This is a genomic window from Paenibacillus sp. 2TAF8 (assembly GCF_052114825.1).
Classification (GTDB): Bacteria; Bacillota; Bacilli; order Paenibacillales; family Paenibacillaceae; genus Paenibacillus.
On record NZ_JBFRFN010000001.1, the window covers coordinates 361,229 to 384,666 of the forward strand.

Sequence of the window (23,438 nt, forward strand, 5' to 3'; positions counted from 1 at the left end):
CGCTTAAATGAGGCACGAGTTAAGGCAAGGGTTTTTTATGTTGAGAATATTCTGCTAGAATCAATGCAAATTTAAATAGACTAGCGAGCAAGCCTCCATAACTCAGGAACGATTAACCTAGGGAATACATCAATAGGTGGTTTTTCCTTTTTGCGCTTATCATTGGTCAGCACGGTCACAAGCTCCAGATCGGGAACGACATAGACATACTGGCCTCCAAATCCTCTGGCGTAGTAATAATTCAGTGGCTTGTGATTCTCATGACCTGTAGGTGGAGTTGCTGGGTTTTCGTCAAGATTTTGACCTGCATATTGATCGACCCACCAGTGCCAGCCGTAACTGCCATGGTTTGGCGGAGTGACGGTGATGAAGGGCTGCGTTGAACGTTTAATACGTTGGCTGGAAATGAGTTGCTCACCTTGCCATAGTCCTTCCTGAAGGTAGAGCTGTCCAAATTTAAGTAGATCGGTTGGAAGCAGTCTCAGGCCAAATCCACCCGTGTGTACACATTGCGGATCTTGCTCCCATTCGTAATCGTGAATGCCAAGGGGACCGAATAGATTATGCTCAGCATACGCTGCCACACTCATACTTGCATGTTGCATCAAAATGGAGGACAGAATCTGGGAGACTCCCGAATTGTATTCCATATGTGTGCCAGGTTCATGTCGCAAACGCTGTTCTAAAGCGAAGTTGACCCAATGATCCGTACGTGTCATCCGTGGAAACGAATTTTGTCCGCCAAATTCATCCCAGTTAAATCCAGCTGTCATCGTAAGCAGATGCTCTAGCGTAATCGTTGGTTTACGGGGGTCAGGATCAGAAGTGAGCTGCGGAAAAAAAGCGGAAATAGGCGTATCTGCCTCGGGCAATAGCCCTTGATCCATGGCAATACAGATGAGCGCAGAAATAAAGCTTTTCGTACATGAATTGATTTTGGCGATATGTGTCTCAGCCTGTGCATTCCGGTAGTGCTTGTAAACGATCTCTCCACGCACGCTGACCAGACAGCTTCTAAGATCGAGCGGTGGAATGATACGTTGCAATGTATGGTGAAGAGTTGAATGGTTCATAGTGTCCTTTCTGTGTAAGAGTTTCATTTAGCATCGTTTGGGATTGTTCGTTTGCCCCAATATATAGTCTACACTCACATTATGAAAATTAGACAGCTTAATTAGGACAAAGCTTGGAATATCTAAAGTGCCAGTCTCATATCGAGAGTAAGTTGTTTGCGATACCTGAAGCATTTTAGCCATTTGTTGTTGAGTAAGATCTTTGTCTTCTCGTAAATTACGAATTCGTATATACATAAATGTCACCCTAGCTAAGCTTACTCTATGCGAAAACTGCATATTGATTTTTATGCAATTTTCGCATAGGATTGAATTAGAAACTTTTACCTAAGGAGCGGTTAGGAGGGATTGAGTTGAAAAGTATACTCGAAGCAATCTACTATGGAAATCTAAGACCTGAAGAGAGCATGGTTTCTAATGATCCAGAGTTTCAATCTATTAGCAGGGATGTTTCAGCTTGTGTAGAAGACTTCCAAAATTATTTCTCAGAAGAAGATTTCAAAAAATTGGAGAGTTTACTAGACAAGATGTATCAAATTCAATCAATTAATTCTTGTGATGCGTTTGTAGAAGGATTTAGAGTAGGTGTTTTAATTATGAATGAGGCATTTAAACAGAAATAGACTTGGAAAATTCATAAAATAAAAAAGCCAACTCTTTAGAGAAGGCTTTTTTTAAACACATTATAAAGTGAAAGAATCAGAGTTCATTCGAATTTCTGGTAAAATATTATTTTCAATGAATTCTTTCCAAAGATCTAGTTTGTTTCCAACGTGCTCAGTTTTATTAATTCTTAGTTGAGTAACCAATGTAGAAATACTTGCTTGAAGTTCAAAGTCATCCTGAGACATTATTAACTCTGAATTCTCTATAATCATATCATAATAATTGATAGAAAATTCGATTAAAAAATCACAATTTTCTTTTTGAAAAAGTTTTGGGTACATTTTAATAGTTCGATGTATAGTATCGCAAGCAAATAACTTGTTATGATGTGACCCATATTTTAATATTGCGAATAAATGATTTATTAGAGGGGCAGGGTCTTCCTTAATTTCACTCTCTGCTATTAATCCTAGGTAATGATATAACGATCCTATAGCATGCTTAATGTTATCGTCAGTAAATCTCCAAATTAAATCTGTATAGTCCTTTGTGTAGTCCAAGTTTAGATTTAACCTCTTAGCTTGCGGGAAAAAATAAACAAAACAATGTAACTTGTTATGATAGATATCTTTAACTAGTAAACTCAAATTCTCTTTAAGACTATGATCAAGAGAACTTAAAGGGATATTTCGTAAAATGGTGTTATTGAAATAGTAGGTTAATTTTAATAAATAATCTGGTAAACGAAATAACCAGATTTTTTCTGTATCTTCTTTAAAGAAGGATTTTTTTTCTGTTTCCCACCATAGAAAAAATTTATTAAGCCATTCAACGAAAATTTCTCTGGGTATCTCTTTATGAATTTTTATAGTTTCATCAATTAGAAAAGAAAATTCAGAAAAATAGTTATCAAACGCTGTTCCCTCATGATAAACTCCGTCATTACTGATATTTGGAATTTTCTTATTAGTCACGAAATTTTGGATAGTTTGGAATGGTGATCTTTCTTTTGTATATGTGGAGTCAATAATGAATTCAAAGGTGCTTTGAAATAAAGAGTTACTCAGGCTTAAAGACCGATTATATTGTAAAGACTCAATTGTTAATGATAGTTTCACCTTTTGTTTTGGTGTTAAATTATCTGTGCGATACAGAAAGACTAATCTAATTAATGCACTTTCCGAGCTAATGTTTTTAAACAAATTAGTTATAATTTCCTCGTTTATTTCAAGTTTAATCTGTGAAATATCTTTGTAAGAGGAGAATACTAGGAAAGGATCAAAAATATTACTAGAACTGTTTTCTATAAGATGATTATCAAGTACAACTAACAATTTTTCAATGAATGCTTTTTTTTGTTGAGTTTTTTTACTAAAAACCATTCTATTTAATAAGTTCGAGAAAAGAGAGCTCTCAGAATGTGTGTAAATTCTTTTGGTTCCTATTATTTCAAAAATCATGTGGTCAAACATGTGTTGAACCTCTGGACTGAAAGAAAAATACACACGCGATAAAATCTCAATTGCATGTTCGAATGGGACTAATGGAGAAATTTCCAAAATAGAATTACTTAAAATAGTCTTAAGTATGTCTAATTGAGAAGCTTGAAGATAAAATACAAATTGCCTAGAAAAGGTTTCGTCTATAATATTTTTGTTTGCGTAATATATTTGTTTTACTAGTGAAAAGTTCGGAAGAGTCAGGCTAATATTCTTGTGAGCAATGTCAAGTCTAGAACGTATAAAGTACAGTCCGAATTTTTCTTGTAAAACTAAAGCAGCATAAGAGTCAATCATTTCTTGGCCCATAAAATCCCCTAACTTGGAACGAGAATTTTTTGTTCTAGGATCGAATCCTATAATTACTTTATTGCCTAAGTCGTAAATATACTCAGTAACAGATAGCCAAGTTTGTTCTAGCTCGCTATTTGAGTCGCAGTTATGATAGCTAAGCTCATGTAATCTTTTTGAGAAGAATCCACGATCTTTTCTAATTCGTTCTAAATTATGAAGTATTACGCTTTCGAGTGACAATAGTTTATAATTTTCGTTTTCTATTGTTAAAAGTTTCTTGATTTTTTCTAGACTCAATTCCAGTAAGCTTACTGCAACCTGTAACTGATTTATGTTGGAATAAAGGATTGCTTTTTTTATTTTCCACTCATAATCATTATCATCTAACAGCCATGAATCTAACTCCCTTGCGACATCATTTATTTTGTTTAGTAATTGAAGATTTAAAATAGTTTCGTATTGTAAAAGATGTTTTTCTCCTTTACTCAGTGTTCTATCTTTTAAAATTTCAGAGTACTTGGTAAATGTATCTTGATCCATATCTAACCTTGATTCCTTAAGAAGAAAAAACACTGAATTATTTAAATTAACATTATTACTATTTAATAGTAATTGTTTTTCTACAATTCTTTCTAAAATTTTCTGTCTATTGAAATCTAGTGGTATTGAGAACATATTAAAACACCAAAGAAATTCATTCAGTAAATCGATTTGTTCTTGATTCAGATTATCACCAATATCATTCAAGAAATGATTACTGAGTCTGTACAAATTTAATGCGTGTTTTCTTCGAATTTTATCTGGAAGTAATACCCACCCAGGGTAGGTTTTCCTGTTGTAAATGAATGAATCTATGCTTCCATCATAATTCCGATGCGGCCATTCACTTTTTTTCTCTTTTGATTCATTCATAAGAAAATTAAAAGCATCCTTATACATATGGTTAAATGCATTTTGTTCTTCAGGATATAAGTCTGTAAAGTCTATTAGCGTGATTCCTTTTGCCTCAAGTTCCATTTCTCGATGTTTTTGATTGTATCCTAACATATATATTTTTGGCATATGCTCACCTAAGTTTTTTGAAACCCATGAGGTCCAATTGCTGAAGTTAGGATCATCTCCTGAAAATCCTATTAAGACAAAAGTTGTTTCCATTATTGATTGTTGAACCATATTTACAAATGGACTAAATTTCAAAGGATAGTTATCATAATCAGATTTTGTGAAAATGAAGGGTCTATTAGCAGGAAAGCTACCATGTAATTTAATAATTCGAGGTTGCACGGAATTTGGGATATCACTAATATCATATATAGTTTGATAATTTCTTTCATGGACATAACTTTTGGAACGCTCTAAAAGAGTATCGTAATTTGTTGTATAAATATCACTCCAAGGTAATCTTAGTAAATCTAAATGAAGATGATCAGGTTCGTAGTTATTATCCGGTATAGCATTTTTAAGAGCGTCATCTAATTGAGATCTTCCATATTCTTTAACATACATCTGCCCAATTTCTAATACATTCTTATGCTCAATATTACCTCTGTGGCTCAAACTCTTTATAAGTTCATTTTTTATATCATCCCATAGAGCCATACCGTTGAAAGAATACTCAATTTTCTTAGCATTCAAACTAAAACCCGCGCCAATCATTACTGTAACCCTGCTTTTACCATCATCTGACCATAGTCTATCTCGTATTCTTTTTAGATGTGGATACATTTTTAGATTATCTTGAAAGAATCTCTCAACATCTCGCATTATGGCTTTTCCCCTATCATTATAAAATTATTTTCTGGATTTCATTAAGTATGTAAACAACGGTTAGACAAACATTTGAAACTAATGATAAATTCATTATAAAACATTATTCCTAAGATTTTCTATTTTTCAACACTTGACCCTGTAAAATAAGTATGAGGAGGCCAAACTTATGTACAAAATCGGTAATCAAGGCACGTTCAAAACGCTGCCTGATCCAGCCCTCGCAATCTATCAAGGGGATGTTGCCAAAGTTGAAACGTACATAGAGCAAGGAATGGACTTGGAAGAAAAAATAGCTTTAAGCTCAAACATTACGCTTCGTCCGCTTGACATGGCGTTGATCTGCAATCAGTCTAAGGTTGTCAGATTTCTTGTGGAGCGAGGTGCCGAGATCAATGCTAAAGATCATCCAGCGATTTTATATGCGGCGCGCTACGGTGGAGCAGATGTGATCTGTTATTTAGTTGAGCAAGGAGCAAAATTGGACGGGTTAAGTCGGTTGAAATCAAGTGCATATGACGAGGCGTATTACGGGAACAAAAAGAATATTTCGGTGCTGAACGAGCTTGGGCTGGACATTCGAAAGTATGGTGGCAAAACGTTACGGAAAGCTGTATCAGATCATGATATGAAAACCGTTCAATATCTATTAAATGAGGGTGTGGACATCAACTACAACGAGCCGGATATGGTTTATCCATACAAGGCGACACCACTCACCGTAGCTGCCCGCCAGAACAGTATGCGAATGGTCAAATACTTGGTGGAACAAGGTGCAGATGTGACCCTGCCGGAGAAGGATGGAGAGCGGGCCTATACGATTGCGGTCAGTCAGAAAAATAATGAAATGGCTGAATACTTGAAATCACAGGAGCCTGAGGAGTTCCATAATCTGAGCAATAAACTGCATGCGTTAAAATCATACAAGCTTCCGGAAACGTTAATCGGTTTTCTGACCGAAGGCTCGCGCCGAATGGATCTGCCGAGCTGTCCCGCTGGCGTTGGTTACATTGAATTCTTTTCGTTGATTGATACGGTGGAGATGAAGATGGGCAGGCAGAAACTGCTGCGTTTATCCTCCGACATGGATCAGTACTCTCATATGCTGATTGTCTGGAATCCAAGCAAAAAAATGATAGGTTATGCCGATATTGAACATCAGGAGCAGGACACATTATGCACATTTGAACAATTTCTGGACGAGCCTGAGGTTTACATCGAGCGTCTTCTGAATTAGCTGAAAGATGTTCTGGTCGATGTAGTATCGCTCTGAACAGAAAAGGGACTGAACTCTGTTTCTTCATAGAACAGAGCTCAGTCCCTTTGTTATCTTTTGCTTTGATCTGTTCCTGTCGTCCCAATCCCGAAACGGATTGTTCAGATTTTCAGCGAGCCATTCGGGTTTACGAGGCTGAGTGATATCGAGATCGATTCGAGTTTCAGCAATTTTTTATATCGGGTTTTGATTGACTTGGCTGCTTCTGCTGGTAGACTGCTCATCCAAAGCAGGGACAGTTTGAATCAATTTTACGACATAACTTGGATGCAGTATTATCTCATGATTTTCGGCATACAGTACAACAATGAGATGTTTGCTCAAGGAGGAGAATGAAACTAATGATCAATCCGATCCTAAAATCCCCTAATGTTCCGCTCGCCGCAGATTCCAATGCTGTGGTGAATTATCGGAGAGACCCTAATAACTTCGTAACCCAGCTATTTGGTGAACAGTTGCCAACGATTGAGAATGGTTTTTTTAACGTATATTTGAGTAAAGGTATTGTTGTTCAGCCCCATTGGCATACCAATGTCACCGAGATGGTTGTGGTCATTCGTGGTGAGATTACAGCATCCGTGTTTAATCCGTTCACGCGAGAGCGGATCACGTACCGTCTGAAACCCGGGCAAGTTGTTGTTTTTCCAAAAGGCTGGTTTCACTGGTTTATAGCTGAGACTGATGATGTATATGTGCTGACCATATTTGATCAACCAACACCTGATATTGTATTTGGGGCAGATTTCCTTGCGGCTACTCCGCCGGAGGTGGCTCATCGCGCATACTGTCTGGATGAAGAAGCATATGCCAAAGCGGTTGCCTCCATTCAAAATGATGCTATTCTGGGGCCGAATGTCGGATGTGGCACAATTGTTTCTGATACAGATACCCATGCATCTAAAGCGTCTAAGGCATCAAAGGAACCCCCCTATACACCAGAAGCTTAAACGGAATGGCCACATCTGATTCTGACATCAGAACCTGCAGCCGAGTATATTCGGTTGCAGGTCTTTATTTTGCTATAGTTGACGCTAGTCACTCTCCCTCTGTTACTATAGGAGTAACAACAATGAAATGGGAGGATTCTTCTATGACTGGAACAGAAAATGAATGGTTGGAAATCGCGACAAGTTATGCACCAGTAATTATGTTTGATCAGAACGAACCTTTTTATCCGGATTTTGTTGGCGTGTCTGTGATGGAGAAATCGGGACCTTCTCCATCGTTCCGTAGAGATATTCAATTTCCTGCTGAAGCAGTAAAATATGTTATCGAATATGCGATTTGGTGGGATTACGAGATAGGACATCTCTATGAGATGGAGCATGTGTGGGTGTATGTAGGACATGATGGAGAGGTCGTGGACTGTGAAGCGAGCTTTCATGGGAGAGTATTAAGAGGTCTTCTAAAAGATAGAGTTAATCTAGTTGGCAATCATGTGCGCCTTTACTCCCAGCCGGGAAAACATGCCTTTTCACCATTACCAGTCGTATTTGAATTGTTGCCAAATCTGTATAGTGCAGCAGGCGTAGACGCAGGTTCTGATGGTTTGCTTGTGAATGAGATGTTCGAACCTTTTTTTCAAACCAGTGAACAGATCGATGCGCGAGTTAAAAAATATCTGCAAACCAAAGCTTTTATTCCATCTATGCAGTTTGAAGAGTACCTGTTGAAACCGGAGATGTTTATGACATGGGACAAGCTGTTTGCGCTTATTCCGCAGCGAATTAAAAACCGTATAGCAGAGCTGGAACAGTTGGAAGTAATTGAATAAAATCTAGCTTAATCCGATCCGAATGGCTAAAAATTTTATATGGGTTAAGAGAACAATCAAACTCATTTTAAATGAATTGGATTGTTCTTTTTTGAGTCAATGGAATCATATTTCATGGGAATTTATTAGTCTTAAGTCACGTTATTAAATAAATCGGTGATAGAATTGTGACCTTTACTTCGTTATATGAGTAAGAATGTAGTCGAAAGAACTATGAACTAACATATAGGTCTGATTATAAAAAAATAACATGTACCTCACATCATTTTGTGAAGCAGTATGTATGAATATATATATAATAATTTCGCTAAAACGAAAGTTTCATAATATATATTAGTGAATTAGTATGTAAATATAATAAAGCAAGTTACTTTTTATTTATAATAAAATTACATAAAAATGAAAATGTGCAAAAATAATAATTTACCTATTCAGTTTTATAATATTTATGTCGAAATACATCGTATGCTGTCTGGATAGCGATCCATAGACTGGATTAGCAAACTTTAATTACATACTAGACACGAAGAAACTTAGGGGGAGATAAAATGAAGTGGTTTGGCAACTTGAAAACAGCAACAAAGATTATCTCAGCATTCTTGGTTGTATCTCTGATTCTTGCGATTCTTGGAGTATACTCAATTACTACACTGAGAAGCACGAATGCAAACATGAAAGAAATGTACAACAGCAATCTGATCTCGGTTAAAGAATTAGGTGGAGCTCAGGCGAGTTACCAGAGAATGCGAGTTATTATTCGTGATCTTAATTATGAAAAGAATGCTGCTGAGCAAAATCGTATTGTCGATAATCTTAACAACATTAAAGCTAGCATTGAGAGTCAAATTCAAGGATATCGTCCTCTAGCAACTACCCCCGAAGAAACTGAACTCCTTAGCAAATTCGAAACACAGTACTCAAATTACATGCGAATTTTCGAGCAAGGTATAGAGCTGTCAAAAAGCAATGACGATCAAGGATTTTTGGTTTTTCTGAAAGAAACACTCAAACCCCCTGGTGACGAAGTTCTGGCTACATTGGGCAGTTTGGTAGATCTGAATGTAAAACTGGCGGAACAGAACAATACGAAGTCTGAAGCGGCGTACACAAGTGCATTCTCCGTTACCATTGCTTTAGTCGTTGGGTCTATTGTTTTCAGTATAATCATCGGATTTGTCATCTCTCGTTCAATCTCCAGACCTCTTATGGCCATGCTTGGCCTGGCTACAGAAGTTGCTAACGGAAATCTGACCCTGAAGTCCGATATCTCCTCAAAAGACGAGGTTGGTCAACTAGCATTTGCGCTCAACCGCATGGTGGACAATCTGCGAGAATTAATTAATAACATTGTCATGAATTCACAGAGCGTTGCAGCATCATCTGAACAGATCTCGGCAAGTACACAGGAAATTGCAAGTACAAGCACAAGTCAATCGAGTGAAGCAGCGAACATCTCCGAATTGTTTAAGGAATTGTCTCTGGCGATCAACTCTGTAGCTGCAAGTGCTGAAGAAGCTGCCGAGCTTTCCAATGATACGGTGAAAACGGCACGTGCAGGTGGTCATGTTGTACAAACGTCCCTGGAAGGTATGCAAGCCGTGAATATGAAAATGGCGAAGCTCGAAGAAGATTCACGCAAAATTGGCGACATTATCGAAGTGATTGACGACATTGCTGAGCAGACGAACCTGCTTGCATTGAATGCAGCGATTGAAGCAGCGCGTGCAGGGGAGCAGGGCAGAGGGTTTGCGGTTGTTGCTGATGAAGTCCGCAAGCTTGCTGAACGCAGTGGTGAAGCGACCAAAGAAATTACAACGATTATCAAAGTGATGCAGGAGAATACGAGACAAAGCGTGCAAGCCGTCTCGGATAGTGTGGAACAATCATCCAAAACGGGACAAGCTTTTGATCAAATTATTGAGATGGTCAACAATTCTTCTCAAAAGGTCAATGAGATTGCGGCTGCATGCGAGGAAGAAGCGGCACAAGCAGCCGAGGTTATGAGTTCGGTAGAGTCGATCTCTGCGTCAAGCGAGGAATCTGCTGCTGCATCCGAAGAAACGGCGGCTACTTGTCAATCACTGGCACATCTTGCAGAAGAATTGTCTGTATCTGCGTCTGCGTTCAAAACCCAGTCTTAATAACGAATTGAGGGTGAAACGATGTCTTCACTTCAGAAAGAACAATATATCGAACTGTCTGTTGGCGCGGAAACCTGTGCTATTCGGATCGAAGAAATTCATGAAATTATAAAAATGCAAAGTATTACCGATATTCCGTTTAGCAGGCCCGAAATCAAAGGGGTTATGAATCTGCGTGGTAAAGTTGTCTGCGTTATGAGCCTCCGTAACTTGCTAGGCATGGCGGATGAATCGGATACTCGAGCGACTCGAATCATTGTGGTACGTTATCAAGATGAGTATATCGGTTTGATTGTAGACAGAGTCAGTAAAGTCACAACCTATTCGGAAATACACCCGCCTACCGGAGGTCACGGACGACACATTGAAACCTTCTTTCAGGGCGTGGGCCAACAGGGAGACAATCTGGTTGGTATTTTGAAGATGGATGAAATATTGGGCGGTTAGGAGGGAATGCACCAATGATGGATTTGTCCGCCTATCGCGACATATTTATTGAAGAACTGAATGATCAATTGGAACGGATGGATCAGTCATTGCTTGCACTTGAACTTTCACCTTCTGTGGAACTCGTGCAGACCTTATTTCGGGCTGCTCATACGATTAAGGGCTCGGCTTCGACTATGGATTTTCGTGAATTAAGTGATCTGACACATGAAGTGGAGTATGCCTTGGAATGGGTACGATCCAAAAAACCTGAAATTACCGCACAACTCATAGACACCCTGTTTCGTTMATTAGATGCGATGAGAGTGCTTAGGGATCAATATGTGCAAGGCGAAAGTTATACTGATTTCCGTGCAGTGGTAAAAGAAATACAGGACATGATTCATCAACCGGGCTCGGCTCAGCAGACCAAGTCACCCGTTCTACAGTCTGTGGAGTCGAATCTGTTCAATGAGGTACTTGAACCAGGTCAGCAGATTTTTTCCATTCGTATTGTATTAAGCTCAGATTGTTTGATGAAAGCAGCTAGATATCATATTTTGTGCAAACGGGTTGAAGATGTATGTGGAAGTGTACTAGCGACATCCATTGAAAAGCAGGGTCATGATGAGGAACTGGGAGAGGCGCATTATAACGAGTTCGTGATCATTACAGCTTCTTCTCTGGATCAAGCTCAGATTGAGAGTGCGTTATCCGGAGATTCGGATATTCGGAGTGTGGATGTCGGGCCGTATAATTTGGCGGCAGAAGAGGTTGCAGTAACAACTGAATTAACAGAGACCGAAATGACGGTGGGAATAGAGAAGGCTGACTCCTCAGTACCCCCTCAAGAAGATAAGATGAAATCCACTCAGCCTACCGTTCGTGTAAGTGTAGAACGACTGGATCATTTGATGAACCTCGTCGGTGAGCTGCTTATTGATCAGACCTCTCTTGCTGATTTGAGCCGTACTGGTGCCCGTAAGGAGCCTTCCCCAGTGATTCAGAGTATTGGTGGGGTGTCTGATCATATGGGCAGGGTTATTAAGGAACTGCAGGACGGAGTTATGAAGACGCGGATGCTGCCTATTGATCAATTGTTGAACAGGTTCCCGAGGCTGGTTCGGGATTTATCGCAGAAGCTGGGGAAGGATATTGAACTGGTCATTAAAGGCGGAGAGACTGAGCTGGATCGCATGATTATCGAAGAACTCAGTGATCCGTTAATCCATCTGATTCGCAACAGTGCGGATCATGGCATTGAGAGTGCTGAGGTTCGTGCCAAACAGAACAAGCCTGCTAAAGGACGAATCAAACTGACCTCATATCACGAGGAAAATCATGTGGTCATACGTTTTTCCGATGATGGTAAGGGCATTGATGGGGAGAAGATTAAAGCCTCCGCCCTGAAAAAAGGCATTATAACTGAAGAGCAAGCAGCTCGTTTAAATGAACATGAAGCCGTTCATCTGATTTTTGAACCGGGGTTCTCCACGGCTTCAACCGTTAGTGATGTATCAGGCCGCGGTGTGGGAATGGACATCGTAAGAAGCCAGATCGGAAGGCTGAATGGCATCATCGATATTGATACAGAGATTAATGTTGGCACGACGTTTACGATCCGGTTACCGCTAACCTTGGCGATTATCAAAGGACTTCTGGTGAATGTGTCTGGTCGGGTGTTGATACTGCCGATGTATAACGTAGCCGAAATTGTGCGTATTAAACCTGAAGAGATCCAGATGATTCAGGGACAGCAATCCATTCTAAATCATGGACGCATTGTGCCCTTTTACCGATTGTGTGACAAGTTGCAATATCCGCGTAAAGATCGTAAGTCGAAGACGATTCCACTCGTCATTGTGCGTTCTGTCGATAAAATTGCGGCTTATGCAGTGGATGAGATCATCGGAAATCAGGAAGTGGTAATTAAGTCGCTTGGAACGTACCTCGGAGCAATGAATCACCTCTCTGGTGCAACCATTCTGGGGAACGGTAAAGTGGCCCTGATTCTGGACGCTTCTTATCTAGTCAGCCATTAAAAGCCAAAGAACTAACTGCGACCAGTAATCACTTTAATTTATTTAAAAATAAGATAAAGAGCCTCACGATTCTGCATGCAGGGCCCTGAGGCTCTTTATATTGATCTCAGCAGATCATGTTCTCGGGCTGTCTGCCGGTCCTTTAAAAATTAAGTCCATAAAGTGATTCGCAGCCGAAGATATCGGCATATTCCGCTTTGTCATGATCCCGACATGAGAAGGAGGAAGAGGAACGTCAAGCTGAATTTCAAAGAGAGAGCCTTCTTCCAGCTCTTTGGAGATAAATTCTCGCGTGACATAGGAGATCCCCAAGCCGCGGCGAGCAAATTCAATCAGAAGGTCAACACTGCCGACCTCGATCTCTGGTTTTAACGTGTAGTTATAATGATTGAAGAGTTCTGTGATTGCCATCCGAACCCGACTGTTACGAGAAAACAGGATAAGTTCATGTTCAAGCAATTGTTCGAGGGTCAGTACTTTTCCCTTCAACTGGGCATATCGTTCCCCAGCAACAAAACAATCCTTTAGTTGGATGCTCTCCCGTACTTCCAGTTGTGGGTCAACGATGGGCATGCGGACAACCCCAAGATCGATTTTACCTTCTTTCAGAAACGTAATGACTTCCGGCGTCGTGCCGTGGCTCAGATGCAGCTTGATGTTAGGGTACTGAATGTGAAACTCCTCCAGATACGATAACATGTAATGTTTGAAGAGGGAGTCGCTACCGCCAATCCGAAGTTCCCCGTTATCCAGATTTTTTAGCGCGGCCATTTTTTCTTCTGCAAGTGAGATTAGAATCTGGGATTGTTCGATATAGGAGTAGAGGCTGGCACCCTCTTGAGTTAATGCCACACCTTTAGAGTTTCGATAGAACAGGGTGAGTCCGAAGCTGTCTTCCAACTGTTTAATCGCGTGACTGACACTAGGTTGTGTGATGTAAAGGGCTTTGGCGGCTTGGGTCAGACTGCCCGTTTTGGCAGCCCAGTAAAAGACTTTATATAATTCGTAATTTGTCGTCATAGATATGGTCTATAGCTCCTGTGAAATATATTAATTACTTGTATGGCTTCAAAACGTATTATAGTGTAACTACAACAAAGAAACCAGAGTTACTTGGAAGGAGCACGGTAAGATGGAACCAACAACAATTGTTTTATTTGGTGCTACTGGAGATTTAGCCAAAAGAAAAATATATCCTGCCCTATATAATCTGTACCTAGAGAAAAAGCTTCCTGAAACCTTCTCCCTGATTGGCATGGGCCGCAGAGAATGGTCGGATGAGTTTTTCCAAGCTCAGGTAGAAAAATCTTTGCATGAGTTCTCCAGACGTCAAGGAGACCACGAATCCGTCAAATCATTTGTAAAAGCTTTTCGTTACAGTGTATTGAATATCACACATAAGGAAGATTATATAAAGTTGCTTCAATTGGTTGAGCAAAGAGAGGCTGAACTTGGCATTCCATCCAATCGCTTGTTTTATCTCTCGGTTGGTCCGGAATTTTTCGAACCGATTGCCGAAAATATTCAGGCAAGTGGGCTTGGTTCTACACAAGGGTGGAAACGTCTCGTCATTGAGAAGCCATTTGGTCATGATTTGCAGTCGGCCCGCGATCTTAACCGCAAGCTGAGTGAGTCCTTCACAGAGGAAGAGATTTATCGGATTGACCACTACCTTGGTAAACCGATGGTTCAGAAGCTGGAAACACTTCATCAAAGCAACCCAATTATGAAGGCCCTCTGGAACAACCGTTACATCTCTAACGTGCAAATTACCGCAAATGAGACTGTAGGTGTTGAAGAACGCGCATCCTATTATGATCATGTAGGTGCTGTGCGTGACATGTTCCAAAATCATATGCTGCAATTGCTTATGATGATGGCGATTCAACTTCCATATAACAGCACTTCCGAAAATGTTGGACAGAAGAAAAAACATATTATGGAGTCCATTCAGCCACTGCAGAAGCAAACGGTCGGTGAAAGCATCATTCGCGGGCAGTACGCTTCAGGTAGCATTCAAGGAAAACCGGTACATGCCTATACAGATGAGCCAGGTGTTGCCGAGAACACAATGAATGACACATTTATTGCCGCAAAGCTGCAAATTGATGATTTCTTCTGGAGAGGTGTTCCGTTTTACATCCGTACGGGTAAAAGAATGAAGGAGAAATCAACACGGATCGTGATTGAGTTCAAAGAACCTTCAGGCCAGGGTCACCTGATCAAGAACAATGGTTCGAAGCCGAACCTGCTTGTAATTGAAATGAGCCCGGATCAAAGTATGACACTGCAACTGAACGCAAGTGATCCAGAAAATAAAGGTGAGTTCAAACCTGTTCATATTGATCTAGCTCCTAATCAGGGAGACATGGCAGAAGCTTATGAGAACTTGATTCGCGATGCGCTGCATGGTGATCCAACCTTCTTTGCACATTGGGATGAAGTTGAGTTATCCTGGGCTTGGGTGCAACCGATTCTGGATGCATTCAATGAAAATCTGCTGCCGCTCCACTTATATCCAGCAGGAAGTTATGGACCAGCGGAGTCGGATGCCATGCTTGAGGCTGAAGGTCACCATTGGTGGTTTGATGAACCTAATGAACTGATTTCTGAGCAAGACAGCGATGTGCCGATGGCAGTTAACGGCAACATCTAATTCAAACAACTAAAAAATCAAACTAATTTGGAGGTTATTTAATCATGAAATTCTTTATTGATACAGCTAACGTGGACGATATCCAAAAAGCATATAAAATCGGCGTATTATCTGGTGTAACAACAAACCCTTCTTTGGTTGCCAAAGAAGGCGTGAAATTTGAAGATCGCATCGAAGAAATTTTGAAGCTTGTGCCTGAAGTTGAGTCCGTTTCTGCTGAAGTAACGCCAGATGCGTTGACTGCTGAAGAAATGATTGCTCAAGCGAACGAATTGATCAAAATCAACAACAACGACAAAAACATCACGATTAAATTGCCAATGACGCTTGCGGGTCTGGAAGCTTGCCGTTACTTGACTAAAAAAGGTGTAAAAACAAACGTGACGTTGATCTTTACCGTGAATCAGGCTTTGCTTGCAGCTCGTGCAGGTGCAACCTACGTATCTCCGTTCTTGGGACGTCTGGACGACATCTCCGAAGATGGTGTACAACTGGTAGCTAAAGTAGCTGAACTGTTCCGTACACATAATCTCGATGCACAGATTATTGCCGCATCCGTTAGACATCCGGATCACGTTACACGTGTAGCGATGGCTGGCGCACATATTGCAACAGTTCCATTTTCAGTGATTGAACAAATTTCCAAACACCCGCTGACAGATCAAGGCATGGAGAAATTTGCTGCAGACTGGAAAAAAACAGTACAATAAAAGCCATACGAGTGAAAAAGGGTTAACGAAATATATATATATAAATCATGGAGTATCGGGAGGACATAATGAGTAAACAACAGATCGGTGTCATTGGACTTGCAGTAATGGGGAAAAACCTGGCTTTTAATATTGAGAGCAAAGGTTTCTCGGTATCGGTATTTAACCGTTCACCGGAAAAAACACATGATCTTCTCAAAGAAGCAGACGGTAAAAACCTGATCGGAACGTTCTCGATCGAAGAGTTTGTTGCTTCCTTGGAGTCACCGCGTAAAATTTTGATTATGGTACAAGCGGGTAAAGCAACGGATGCTACGATTGAGCAATTGCTTCCTCACTTGGATCAAGGAGATATCATTATCGATGGTGGTAATGCTTACTTCCCTGATACACAGCGTCGTAGCAAAGAGCTGGAAGCCAAAGGTTTCCGCTTCATCGGTGCAGGTGTATCCGGTGGTGAAGAAGGTGCCTTGAAAGGCCCTGCAATTATGCCTGGCGGTCAGGAAAGCGCCTATGAGCTTGTAGAACCAATCCTGACGGCGATTTCTGCCAAAGTTGGCGATGATGCGTGCAGCACGTATATCGGACCTGACGGTGCGGGACACTACGTTAAAATGGTGCATAATGGCATCGAGTACGGAGATATGCAGTTGATTGGTGAAGCGTACCATTTGCTTAAATCGGTACTGAACGTATCAGTTGAAGAACTGCATGAAATTTTCTCGGAGTGGAATAAGGGCGAACTCGACAGCTATCTGATCGAGATCACTGCGGACATCTTCTCCAAATACGATCCAGAAACAGGAAAACCGATGGTTGATGTCATTCTGGATGCCGCTGGACAAAAAGGCACAGGCAAATGGACAAGCCAAAGCGCGCTGGATCTCGGCGTACCATTGTCCATGATTACGGAATCCGTATTCTCCCGTTTCTTGTCGGCGATGAAAGACGAGCGTATCGCTGCAAGCAAAATCCTGAACGGGCCTAAGGCAGAAGCTTTCTCCGGTGACAAAAAAGCATTCATCGAGAACGTGCGCAAAGCGCTGTTCGCAAGTAAAATCGTATCCTACGCTCAGGGGTTCGCACAGATGCGTGCCGCATCCGACGAATATGGCTGGGATCTGAAATACGGCAACATCGCAATGATCTTCCGCGGCGGTTGCATTATCCGTTCACAGTTCCTGCAAAACATCAAGGAAGCATACGACAAAGATGCAGCCCTCAAAAACCTGCTGCTTGATCCATACTTCCAAAACATCGTGGAATCCTATCAGGATGCATGGCGTGAAGTGGTAGCCGCTGCGGTGAAACAAGGTATTCCGGTACCAGGCTTCTCAAGTGCGTTGTCCTATTACGACAGCTACCGTACAGAGCGTTTGCCAGCAAACCTGCTGCAAGCACAACGTGACTACTTCGGCGCACACACATTCCAACGTGTGGACAAAGAAGGTTCATTCCACTTCCAATGGATGGATACTAATGAGTGATTTTTAAATATAAAACACCTCTACAACAATCCTTTTGAGTTTACTCAGGGGAGAGTTGCGGAGGTGTTTTTTTTAGCGCAACATCAGCATATATGGTTGATAATAAATAGGTAGAAACTCTTCAAAATTTAATATCACCAAATTGTAATAAAATGTACCCATATGAAGTGAGTAAAAGATGCTGAGACACCTCCATTTACGTTATACTAGTTCAGACGGAACTGGTTCCGTTAAAATTGCAGTACATAACTTTTTGAAGGTGGGGGTCAGGCTAGGCATGTTTGTACTCATAGGTATCCTGTTTTTGCTCGTATATGGATTATTAGTCTTCTACATAGGCTGGAGCGGCTGGAATTGGATGAAACCCGTAGTGGCAGCCAGATTTCGGTGGTTGTACATCGTAGCACTTGTTTTTCTGGCGGCTTCCTTTATTTTGGCACGCATATTTGGCAGCATTTCGTTTCTCGGTGTCATTGGTTCCTATTGGCTGGCGGTTTTCTCGCTGTTATTGCTGATACTACCTGTTGTGCACCTGACATTGTGGCTTCTGCGCTTGACGCGAATTCCTAGACATCACGCTCATAAATGGGCGGGTGTAGTTACACTGGTTTTACTTATCTCTACAATGGGATACGGAATTTTCAACGCGTATAGCCCGGTCGTCAGACAATACAACATTCAAATTGATAAAAAGGTAGAAGGGATCGACAAGCTGAATATTGTGATGGCTGCGGATATGCATTTTGGACTGTTGTCTGGTCCTGCTCATGCGAAACGGATGGTGGAGGAGATCAATGACCTCAAGCCAGATCTAGTCTTATATCCTGGTGACCTGATCGATGACAACCTGGAGCTGTATGAGAAGAGTGGGATTGCCGATATTATTAGTGAAATAAAGGCTCCATATGGGGTATACGCTTCACTCGGGAATCATGACAAGTCTGACGGGCCTGTTCAGAATCTGATTGCAGCACTGGAGAAAAGCAATATGCAGGTGCTTTATGATGACAAGATCGTATTGGATAACAAAATTACGTTGATTGGACGGAAAGACCGAACCGAAGAAGATCGGGCAGACGTAGCAACGCTTATRCAAAATACAGATCTGAAGCAGCTTGTGATCATGCTGGATCATCAGCCATATGATCTGGATATTGCCGAGAAGAACAACGTTGATTTAGTTGTATCGGGACATACGCATCGGGGACAGATTGCACCTGCTCAATTTATAACACAAGCGATCTATGAGAATGATTGGGGTTATCTGCAAAAGGGCTCCATGCACTCGATTGTCACCTCAGGATATGGTTTTTGGGGACCACCAATCCGGACAAGCAGCCGTTCCGAGATTGTGCAGATCAACGTAACCTTTGGACAATAAACCAACAGCCTCTTCGTGATAGAAGGGGCTGTTTTGTTCTTTCTACAAAAACGTATAGTTAGTTTCGCACTCCATTAACGGGAATCGCTTCAAATGAGTAAAACGCACCTTTTTTATTGATTTTACCGACGAGAGTAGTGGCTCCTTTTTTCGTAAAAGTGTATTGGTTATCTTGGATACGAACGCTGTATCCTTTTAAATTCAGGCCAAAGATCGATTTTACTTTTGGCGCTGCGGCGGAGAGGGCTTTCTTTTTACTCAGCTTAGGTTTGGCAAAAGACTTTTTAAAATCCGCATCATTGTTCCAGTCCGTGCCGAATTCGTTGATTACCTTCCACACTTTGCCAGTGCTACTTCCAATGTGAACAGAGTTTAAACTACTGTCATCCTGGTATTTCCAAAGCGTATCTTTGTTTGCTTTGGTAAGAAGTGCATAATCAAATGCCCTAACGGATGTAATGCCAAGTGTTTTGAGTGAGTTTCGGGCTTTGTTCGTAAGTGTAGCTCGTGCATCCTTAAGGTCATACAGAATACTTGCTGACAATTGGTTGTTATGATCCACATCGACGTATAAACTTTGGTCATGTCCCCAGATCACCCAGTAGTTTTTGAGTCCGCTGTCGTTTACATCTTGTTTAACTCGCCAGAAGGCATCCGCTTTAAACTTGTTGTCTTTATCAAAAGACTTCAGAAACGCTTGTATGTTGTTGTATAAAGCTTGATCCAATACTTTGTTAAGATCTTCGGCTTTATAATTGATTAGGGTAGAAGTAACTTTTCCCATTTTGGAACTATAATTTTGAGAGACATCGGCCTCGGCTACGCCAGTTAATGTACTATTAACCATCCAATCCTCAAATGCAGTGTCAGCCGATGTGAAGTGAATCGTTTGTTTTCCAGCCAGTGCTGTGATGGCATCGGTTAATTGTTTAGTTACTTTTTGATCCAGATTCAGCGTATTTGAAACATCCTGAACCACGGAAGTAGGACTTGATTCTGCCCAAGCGGCAGGAGCTGTAGATAACAATAGTGACATAGAAGTGATAGCTGCGGTGATCGAGACTAATTTTTTCAAGGATTATTCCTCCTGTTACGTAAATGTAGTTGTAATTGCATTAGATATTTATAGTTGGATACACTATTAACGTGGATGAAAAGGAAAATGTTGCATACTCTATACTTTTACCTTATGCTCGTAGTTGACACCGTTTTCAGCTTATGCTAGACTACTTGCGAGGCTTGTTACCGGTAAAGCGGGCAAAACCACAATGGAAATGATTTTATTATTTCTATTTTGGTTTTGCCCTTTTTTATGTCTCAAAATAAACCAGGTGGGTCCATTATGATTATTAAACAGATATTTAATAACAATATCGTCAGCACCGTGGATGATAAAAATCAAGAATTGCTGATCCTCGGCCGGGGTATCGGGTTTAAGTTCAAAGCTGGCGATGAGATTGACGAAGAGCGAATTGAAAAGGTATTTCGTCTTCAGGATACATCGATTTATGAGAAATTCAAATCCATCGTAGCTGAAGTGCCAATTGAGATTCTGCAGGCAACGGATGACATTGTAACGCTGGCGCGAACACAGCTGAGTAAAACGATCAGTGACGGGATTTATGTTTCCTTGTCTGACCACATTCATTTTGCTGTTCAGCGTATGGAGAAGGGAATGATTACGCGCAATCCGCTCTCATGGGAAGTGCAGCATTTCTATAAGGCAGAATACGATGTGGCCAAAGAAGCGTTGACCTTGCTAAAGGAAAGACTGGATATCGAGTTCCCTAAAGATGAAATTTGTAATATTGCACTGCATTTCATCAATGCGGAAGTCAACGACTCCATGAATGATGTTACACATCTGATGCAGTTGCTGCAGGAGATTATGAATATCATCAAATATCATTTTAACGTCGAACTGGATGAGGATAGCGTGAACTATTTCCGTTTTATCACACATCTGAAATACTTCTGTCAGCGAGTGATTACACATTCGACTCATGATGATGCGGAGGAGTATCTTTATGAGGTGGTTCGGAAAAACTATCCGGAAACCTTCAAGTGTATCGGCAAGATTGAGACATTTATCCATAAAAACTATCAATACGATATGACTCACTCTGAACAGCTGTACCTTACCCTGCATCTGGAGCGTCTTATGAAAACGAAACGGGAAACGTAATGTTTTCCAAAACGCTATGATGGGCAACTTCAGAAATTGAGCAGTTTGAGCATCAACTATTACCGTTTCATTTTAAGTTTCATATTCAATGGGCTTGTTACTGTTTAATCAGGCAATACCCGAATGAAGGTATGCAGGTATATCTGCGTATTTTTGTTCGGGTATTTTTTATGGGGAAAATAAGGAGGAAATCAGATGAAACATCAAGACACGGCACAGCAAATCATCAAAGCCGTTGGTGGAAAAGACAATATTAACTCGGTGTATCACTGTGTTACCAGGCTGCGCTTTGATCTGAAAAGCAATGAAAAAGTCGACAACGGCGCGCTCAAACAACTGGATAAAGTGATGGGCACCAACATTTCGGGGGACCAGTTCCAAGTCATCATCGGTAATGATGTATCCAAAGTATTTGATGCGATGGTGAAGGAGGAACCGTCCATTCAGCAAAACGCAGACAACAAGCAAGCTAAACCGGAGAAAAGTAAAAATGTCATCTTGAACATCTTTGAAACGATTGCGGGTGTATTTGCTCCGATGCTTCCGGCCATTACGGCAGCAGGTATGCTAAAGGGATTACTAGCCCTGTTTGTTTCGCTGGAATGGATGTCCACAGGAACAGATACGTATCGCATCCTGTCCGCGATTGGTGATGGTGTGTTCCATTACTTGCCGCTGCTGATTGCAGTTAGCGCTGCCCGCAAGTTTGGCAGTAATCCATTCGTAGCGATTGCGCTAGGTACAGCCTTGATGTATCCCGATATGGGAACCTTGCTATCCAGCGGAGAAGCGGTAGCGTTTCTAGGCATTCCGGTCACAGCGGTAAGCTATGCTTCATCGGTTATTCCGATTTTGCTGGCGGTATGGTTGATGTCTTATGTTGAAAAATGGGTGGATCGGATCATCCCTGCAACGCTCAAGCTATTGCTTGTACCTCTGATTACGCTACTGATCATGGTTCCAGTCACACTGATTGCTATTGGTCCATTAGGAACTTTTGTTGGTAATGGCTTGTCCGGTGGTATTAACTGGCTGCTGAACGAAGGTGGCTTGATCGCGGGTATCGTACTGGGCGGTGCCATGGCACTGATTATCATGACCGGTATGCACTACGCACTTGTGCCAATTATTCTCAGCAATATTGCTACACTCGGTTTTGACAAATTCCTGCCGCTAACATTCATTTCAAACATGGGTCAGGCTGGTGCAACACTCGGTGTGTTCTTCCGTGCTAAAGATAAAAAACTTAAAACCGTTGCTTTGTCCACCAGTTTCACAGCTCTGATGGGTGTAACCGAACCGGCGATGTACGGGGTTAACATGAAATACAAAAAGCCATTTGCCGCTGCGATGATGGGTAGTGCAGTAGGTGGCGGTTTCGCCTTGGCTTTTGGTGCGAAGGCCTATGTACTCGCGGGGAATGGCGGACTTCCCGGGTTACCGTCCCTTGTTGGACAGACCTTCCTGTATTCCTTCGGGGGTATGATTATTGCGTTTGTTGTAGGTACGATTGTATCCATTCTTTTCGGGATCAAGGAAGAAGAGGGTGACGCAGAGGCACTGGCCCAATTCACTCCAGGTGCATCTACTTCCACAACAGATAAGGCTAATAGGGTTGAAGCGTCTGTCGACATGGAAGATCTTGATGCCCCTGCACCGACGGGTAGCGCTATCGCTTATGCTCCAATGACAGGCAGAGCCATCCTGCTTCAAGAAGTGAATGATCCGACCTTTGGTGATGAATTGATGGGGAAAGGTGTTGCGTTTGTTCCTACCTTGGGTGAACTGGTGTCCCCCGTTACAGGCACGGTCATGAATGTTTTCAAAACCAAACATGCGATTGTGATTCGCAGTGATGAGGGTATGGAGCTGCTCATTCATGTTGGGATCAACACAGTGAAGCTACGCGGGCAATATTTCGAAGCACATGTAGCAACGGGGACTCGCGTACAAGCTGGTGATCTATTGCTAACCTTTGAACTGGATCAGATTGCGAGGGATTATGACATAACTACCGCTATGGTTGTAACCAATACAGCCGATTATAAAGAGATTAAACCTATACAACTGGGAAATATCCAAATGGGTGAGAACGTATTGAAGGCAAATCTGTGAAAAAGG

General features: G+C 41.4%; 18 protein-coding genes. 13 read left to right on the forward strand and 5 right to left on the reverse strand.

Translation table 11 applies throughout. The annotated features are described in order from the left end of the window. Positions 1 to 80: 80 nt before the first annotated feature. Both AB4Z30_RS01765 and AB4Z30_RS01770 read right to left on the reverse strand, forming a co-directional pair. Entirely contained in the window at positions 81 to 1,073 is a 993-nt protein-coding gene (locus tag AB4Z30_RS01765) for a serine hydrolase domain-containing protein (RefSeq protein ID WP_441922670.1), read from the reverse strand. A 27-nt stretch (positions 1,074 to 1,100) separates the two neighbouring features. Continuing rightward, positions 1,101 to 1,310 carry a helix-turn-helix domain-containing protein gene (locus AB4Z30_RS01770; RefSeq protein WP_154890537.1) on the reverse strand — a complete coding sequence of 70 codons (210 nt, stop codon included), beginning with the start codon at positions 1,308 to 1,310 and terminating at the stop codon, positions 1,101 to 1,103. 116 nt (positions 1,311 to 1,426) lie between these two features. Here AB4Z30_RS01770 and AB4Z30_RS01775 point away from each other — a divergent pair, with 116 nt between their 5' ends. Next, the gene (locus tag AB4Z30_RS01775; protein ID WP_441922672.1) at positions 1,427 to 1,696 is read left to right on the forward strand and encodes a DUF6809 family protein; all 270 of its coding nucleotides are present in this window, start codon (positions 1,427 to 1,429) and stop codon (positions 1,694 to 1,696) included. Positions 1,697 to 1,756: 60 nt separating this feature from the next. Here AB4Z30_RS01775 and AB4Z30_RS01780 read toward each other — a convergent pair whose 3' ends face one another. Next, entirely contained in the window at positions 1,757 to 5,236 is a 3,480-nt protein-coding gene (locus AB4Z30_RS01780) for an SIR2 family NAD-dependent protein deacylase (protein WP_441922674.1), read from the reverse strand. Positions 5,237 to 5,408: 172 nt separating this feature from the next. Between AB4Z30_RS01780 and AB4Z30_RS01785 the strand changes: the two genes are divergently transcribed. The 6 genes from AB4Z30_RS01785 (at position 5,409) to AB4Z30_RS01810 (ending at position 12,898) form a co-directional block, all read left to right on the forward strand. After that, a complete protein-coding gene (locus tag AB4Z30_RS01785) occupies positions 5,409 to 6,476 on the forward strand; it encodes an ankyrin repeat domain-containing protein (protein ID WP_441922676.1) in 1,068 nt (355 codons plus the stop codon). Between the two features lie 380 nt (positions 6,477 to 6,856). Further along, positions 6,857 to 7,462 carry a cupin domain-containing protein gene (locus AB4Z30_RS01790; protein WP_441922678.1) on the forward strand — a complete coding sequence of 202 codons (606 nt, stop codon included), beginning with the start codon at positions 6,857 to 6,859 and terminating at the stop codon, positions 7,460 to 7,462. 143 nt (positions 7,463 to 7,605) lie between these two features. Beyond that, the gene (locus AB4Z30_RS01795) at positions 7,606 to 8,289 is read left to right on the forward strand and encodes a hypothetical protein (protein WP_441922680.1); all 684 of its coding nucleotides are present in this window, start codon (positions 7,606 to 7,608) and stop codon (positions 8,287 to 8,289) included. A gap of 548 nt (positions 8,290 to 8,837) precedes the next feature. Beyond that, positions 8,838 to 10,430 (forward strand): methyl-accepting chemotaxis protein, encoded by a 1,593-nt coding sequence (locus AB4Z30_RS01800; protein ID WP_441922682.1) that lies wholly within the window; start codon positions 8,838 to 8,840, stop codon positions 10,428 to 10,430. Positions 10,431 to 10,451: 21 nt separating this feature from the next. Then, complete coding sequence (locus AB4Z30_RS01805; RefSeq protein WP_441922684.1) at positions 10,452 to 10,877, forward strand: chemotaxis protein CheW; 426 nt, start codon at positions 10,452 to 10,454, stop codon at positions 10,875 to 10,877. Positions 10,878 to 10,891: 14 nt separating this feature from the next. Then, on the forward strand, positions 10,892 to 12,898 hold the full coding sequence (locus AB4Z30_RS01810; RefSeq protein ID WP_441922686.1) for a chemotaxis protein CheW: 2,007 nt from the start codon (positions 10,892 to 10,894) through the stop codon (positions 12,896 to 12,898). Between the two features lie 114 nt (positions 12,899 to 13,012). Here AB4Z30_RS01810 and AB4Z30_RS01815 read toward each other — a convergent pair whose 3' ends face one another. Then, the gene (locus AB4Z30_RS01815) at positions 13,013 to 13,918 is read right to left on the reverse strand and encodes a LysR family transcriptional regulator (RefSeq protein ID WP_441922688.1); all 906 of its coding nucleotides are present in this window, start codon (positions 13,916 to 13,918) and stop codon (positions 13,013 to 13,015) included. 112 nt (positions 13,919 to 14,030) lie between these two features. On the opposite strand from AB4Z30_RS01815, the gene zwf reads away from it, so the two are divergent. From zwf to AB4Z30_RS01835, 4 genes are all read left to right on the forward strand, one after another. Next, positions 14,031 to 15,554, forward strand: coding sequence for a glucose-6-phosphate dehydrogenase (gene zwf, locus AB4Z30_RS01820; RefSeq protein ID WP_441922690.1), 1,524 nt, complete (start codon positions 14,031 to 14,033; stop codon positions 15,552 to 15,554). A 44-nt stretch (positions 15,555 to 15,598) separates the two neighbouring features. Beyond that, entirely contained in the window at positions 15,599 to 16,264 is a 666-nt protein-coding gene (fsa, locus tag AB4Z30_RS01825) for a fructose-6-phosphate aldolase (RefSeq protein ID WP_441922692.1), read from the forward strand. 68 nt (positions 16,265 to 16,332) lie between these two features. Continuing rightward, positions 16,333 to 17,751, forward strand: a complete 1,419-nt coding sequence (gene gndA / locus AB4Z30_RS01830; protein ID WP_441922694.1) for an NADP-dependent phosphogluconate dehydrogenase — start codon at positions 16,333 to 16,335, stop codon at positions 17,749 to 17,751. A gap of 277 nt (positions 17,752 to 18,028) precedes the next feature. Next, entirely contained in the window at positions 18,029 to 19,132 is a 1,104-nt protein-coding gene (locus AB4Z30_RS01835; RefSeq protein ID WP_441922696.1) for a metallophosphoesterase, read from the forward strand. A 58-nt stretch (positions 19,133 to 19,190) separates the two neighbouring features. Here the strand turns inward: AB4Z30_RS01835 and AB4Z30_RS01840 are convergent, their stop codons facing one another. Beyond that, a complete protein-coding gene (locus AB4Z30_RS01840; RefSeq protein WP_441922698.1) occupies positions 19,191 to 20,207 on the reverse strand; it encodes a hypothetical protein in 1,017 nt (338 codons plus the stop codon). A 267-nt stretch (positions 20,208 to 20,474) separates the two neighbouring features. Between AB4Z30_RS01840 and licT the strand changes: the two genes are divergently transcribed. Then, entirely contained in the window at positions 20,475 to 21,317 is an 843-nt protein-coding gene (gene licT, locus AB4Z30_RS01845) for a BglG family transcription antiterminator LicT (protein WP_311280229.1), read from the forward strand. Between the two features lie 195 nt (positions 21,318 to 21,512). Then, positions 21,513 to 23,432, forward strand: a complete 1,920-nt coding sequence (locus AB4Z30_RS01850; RefSeq protein WP_441922700.1) for a beta-glucoside-specific PTS transporter subunit IIABC — start codon at positions 21,513 to 21,515, stop codon at positions 23,430 to 23,432. Positions 23,433 to 23,438 lie beyond the last annotated feature (6 nt).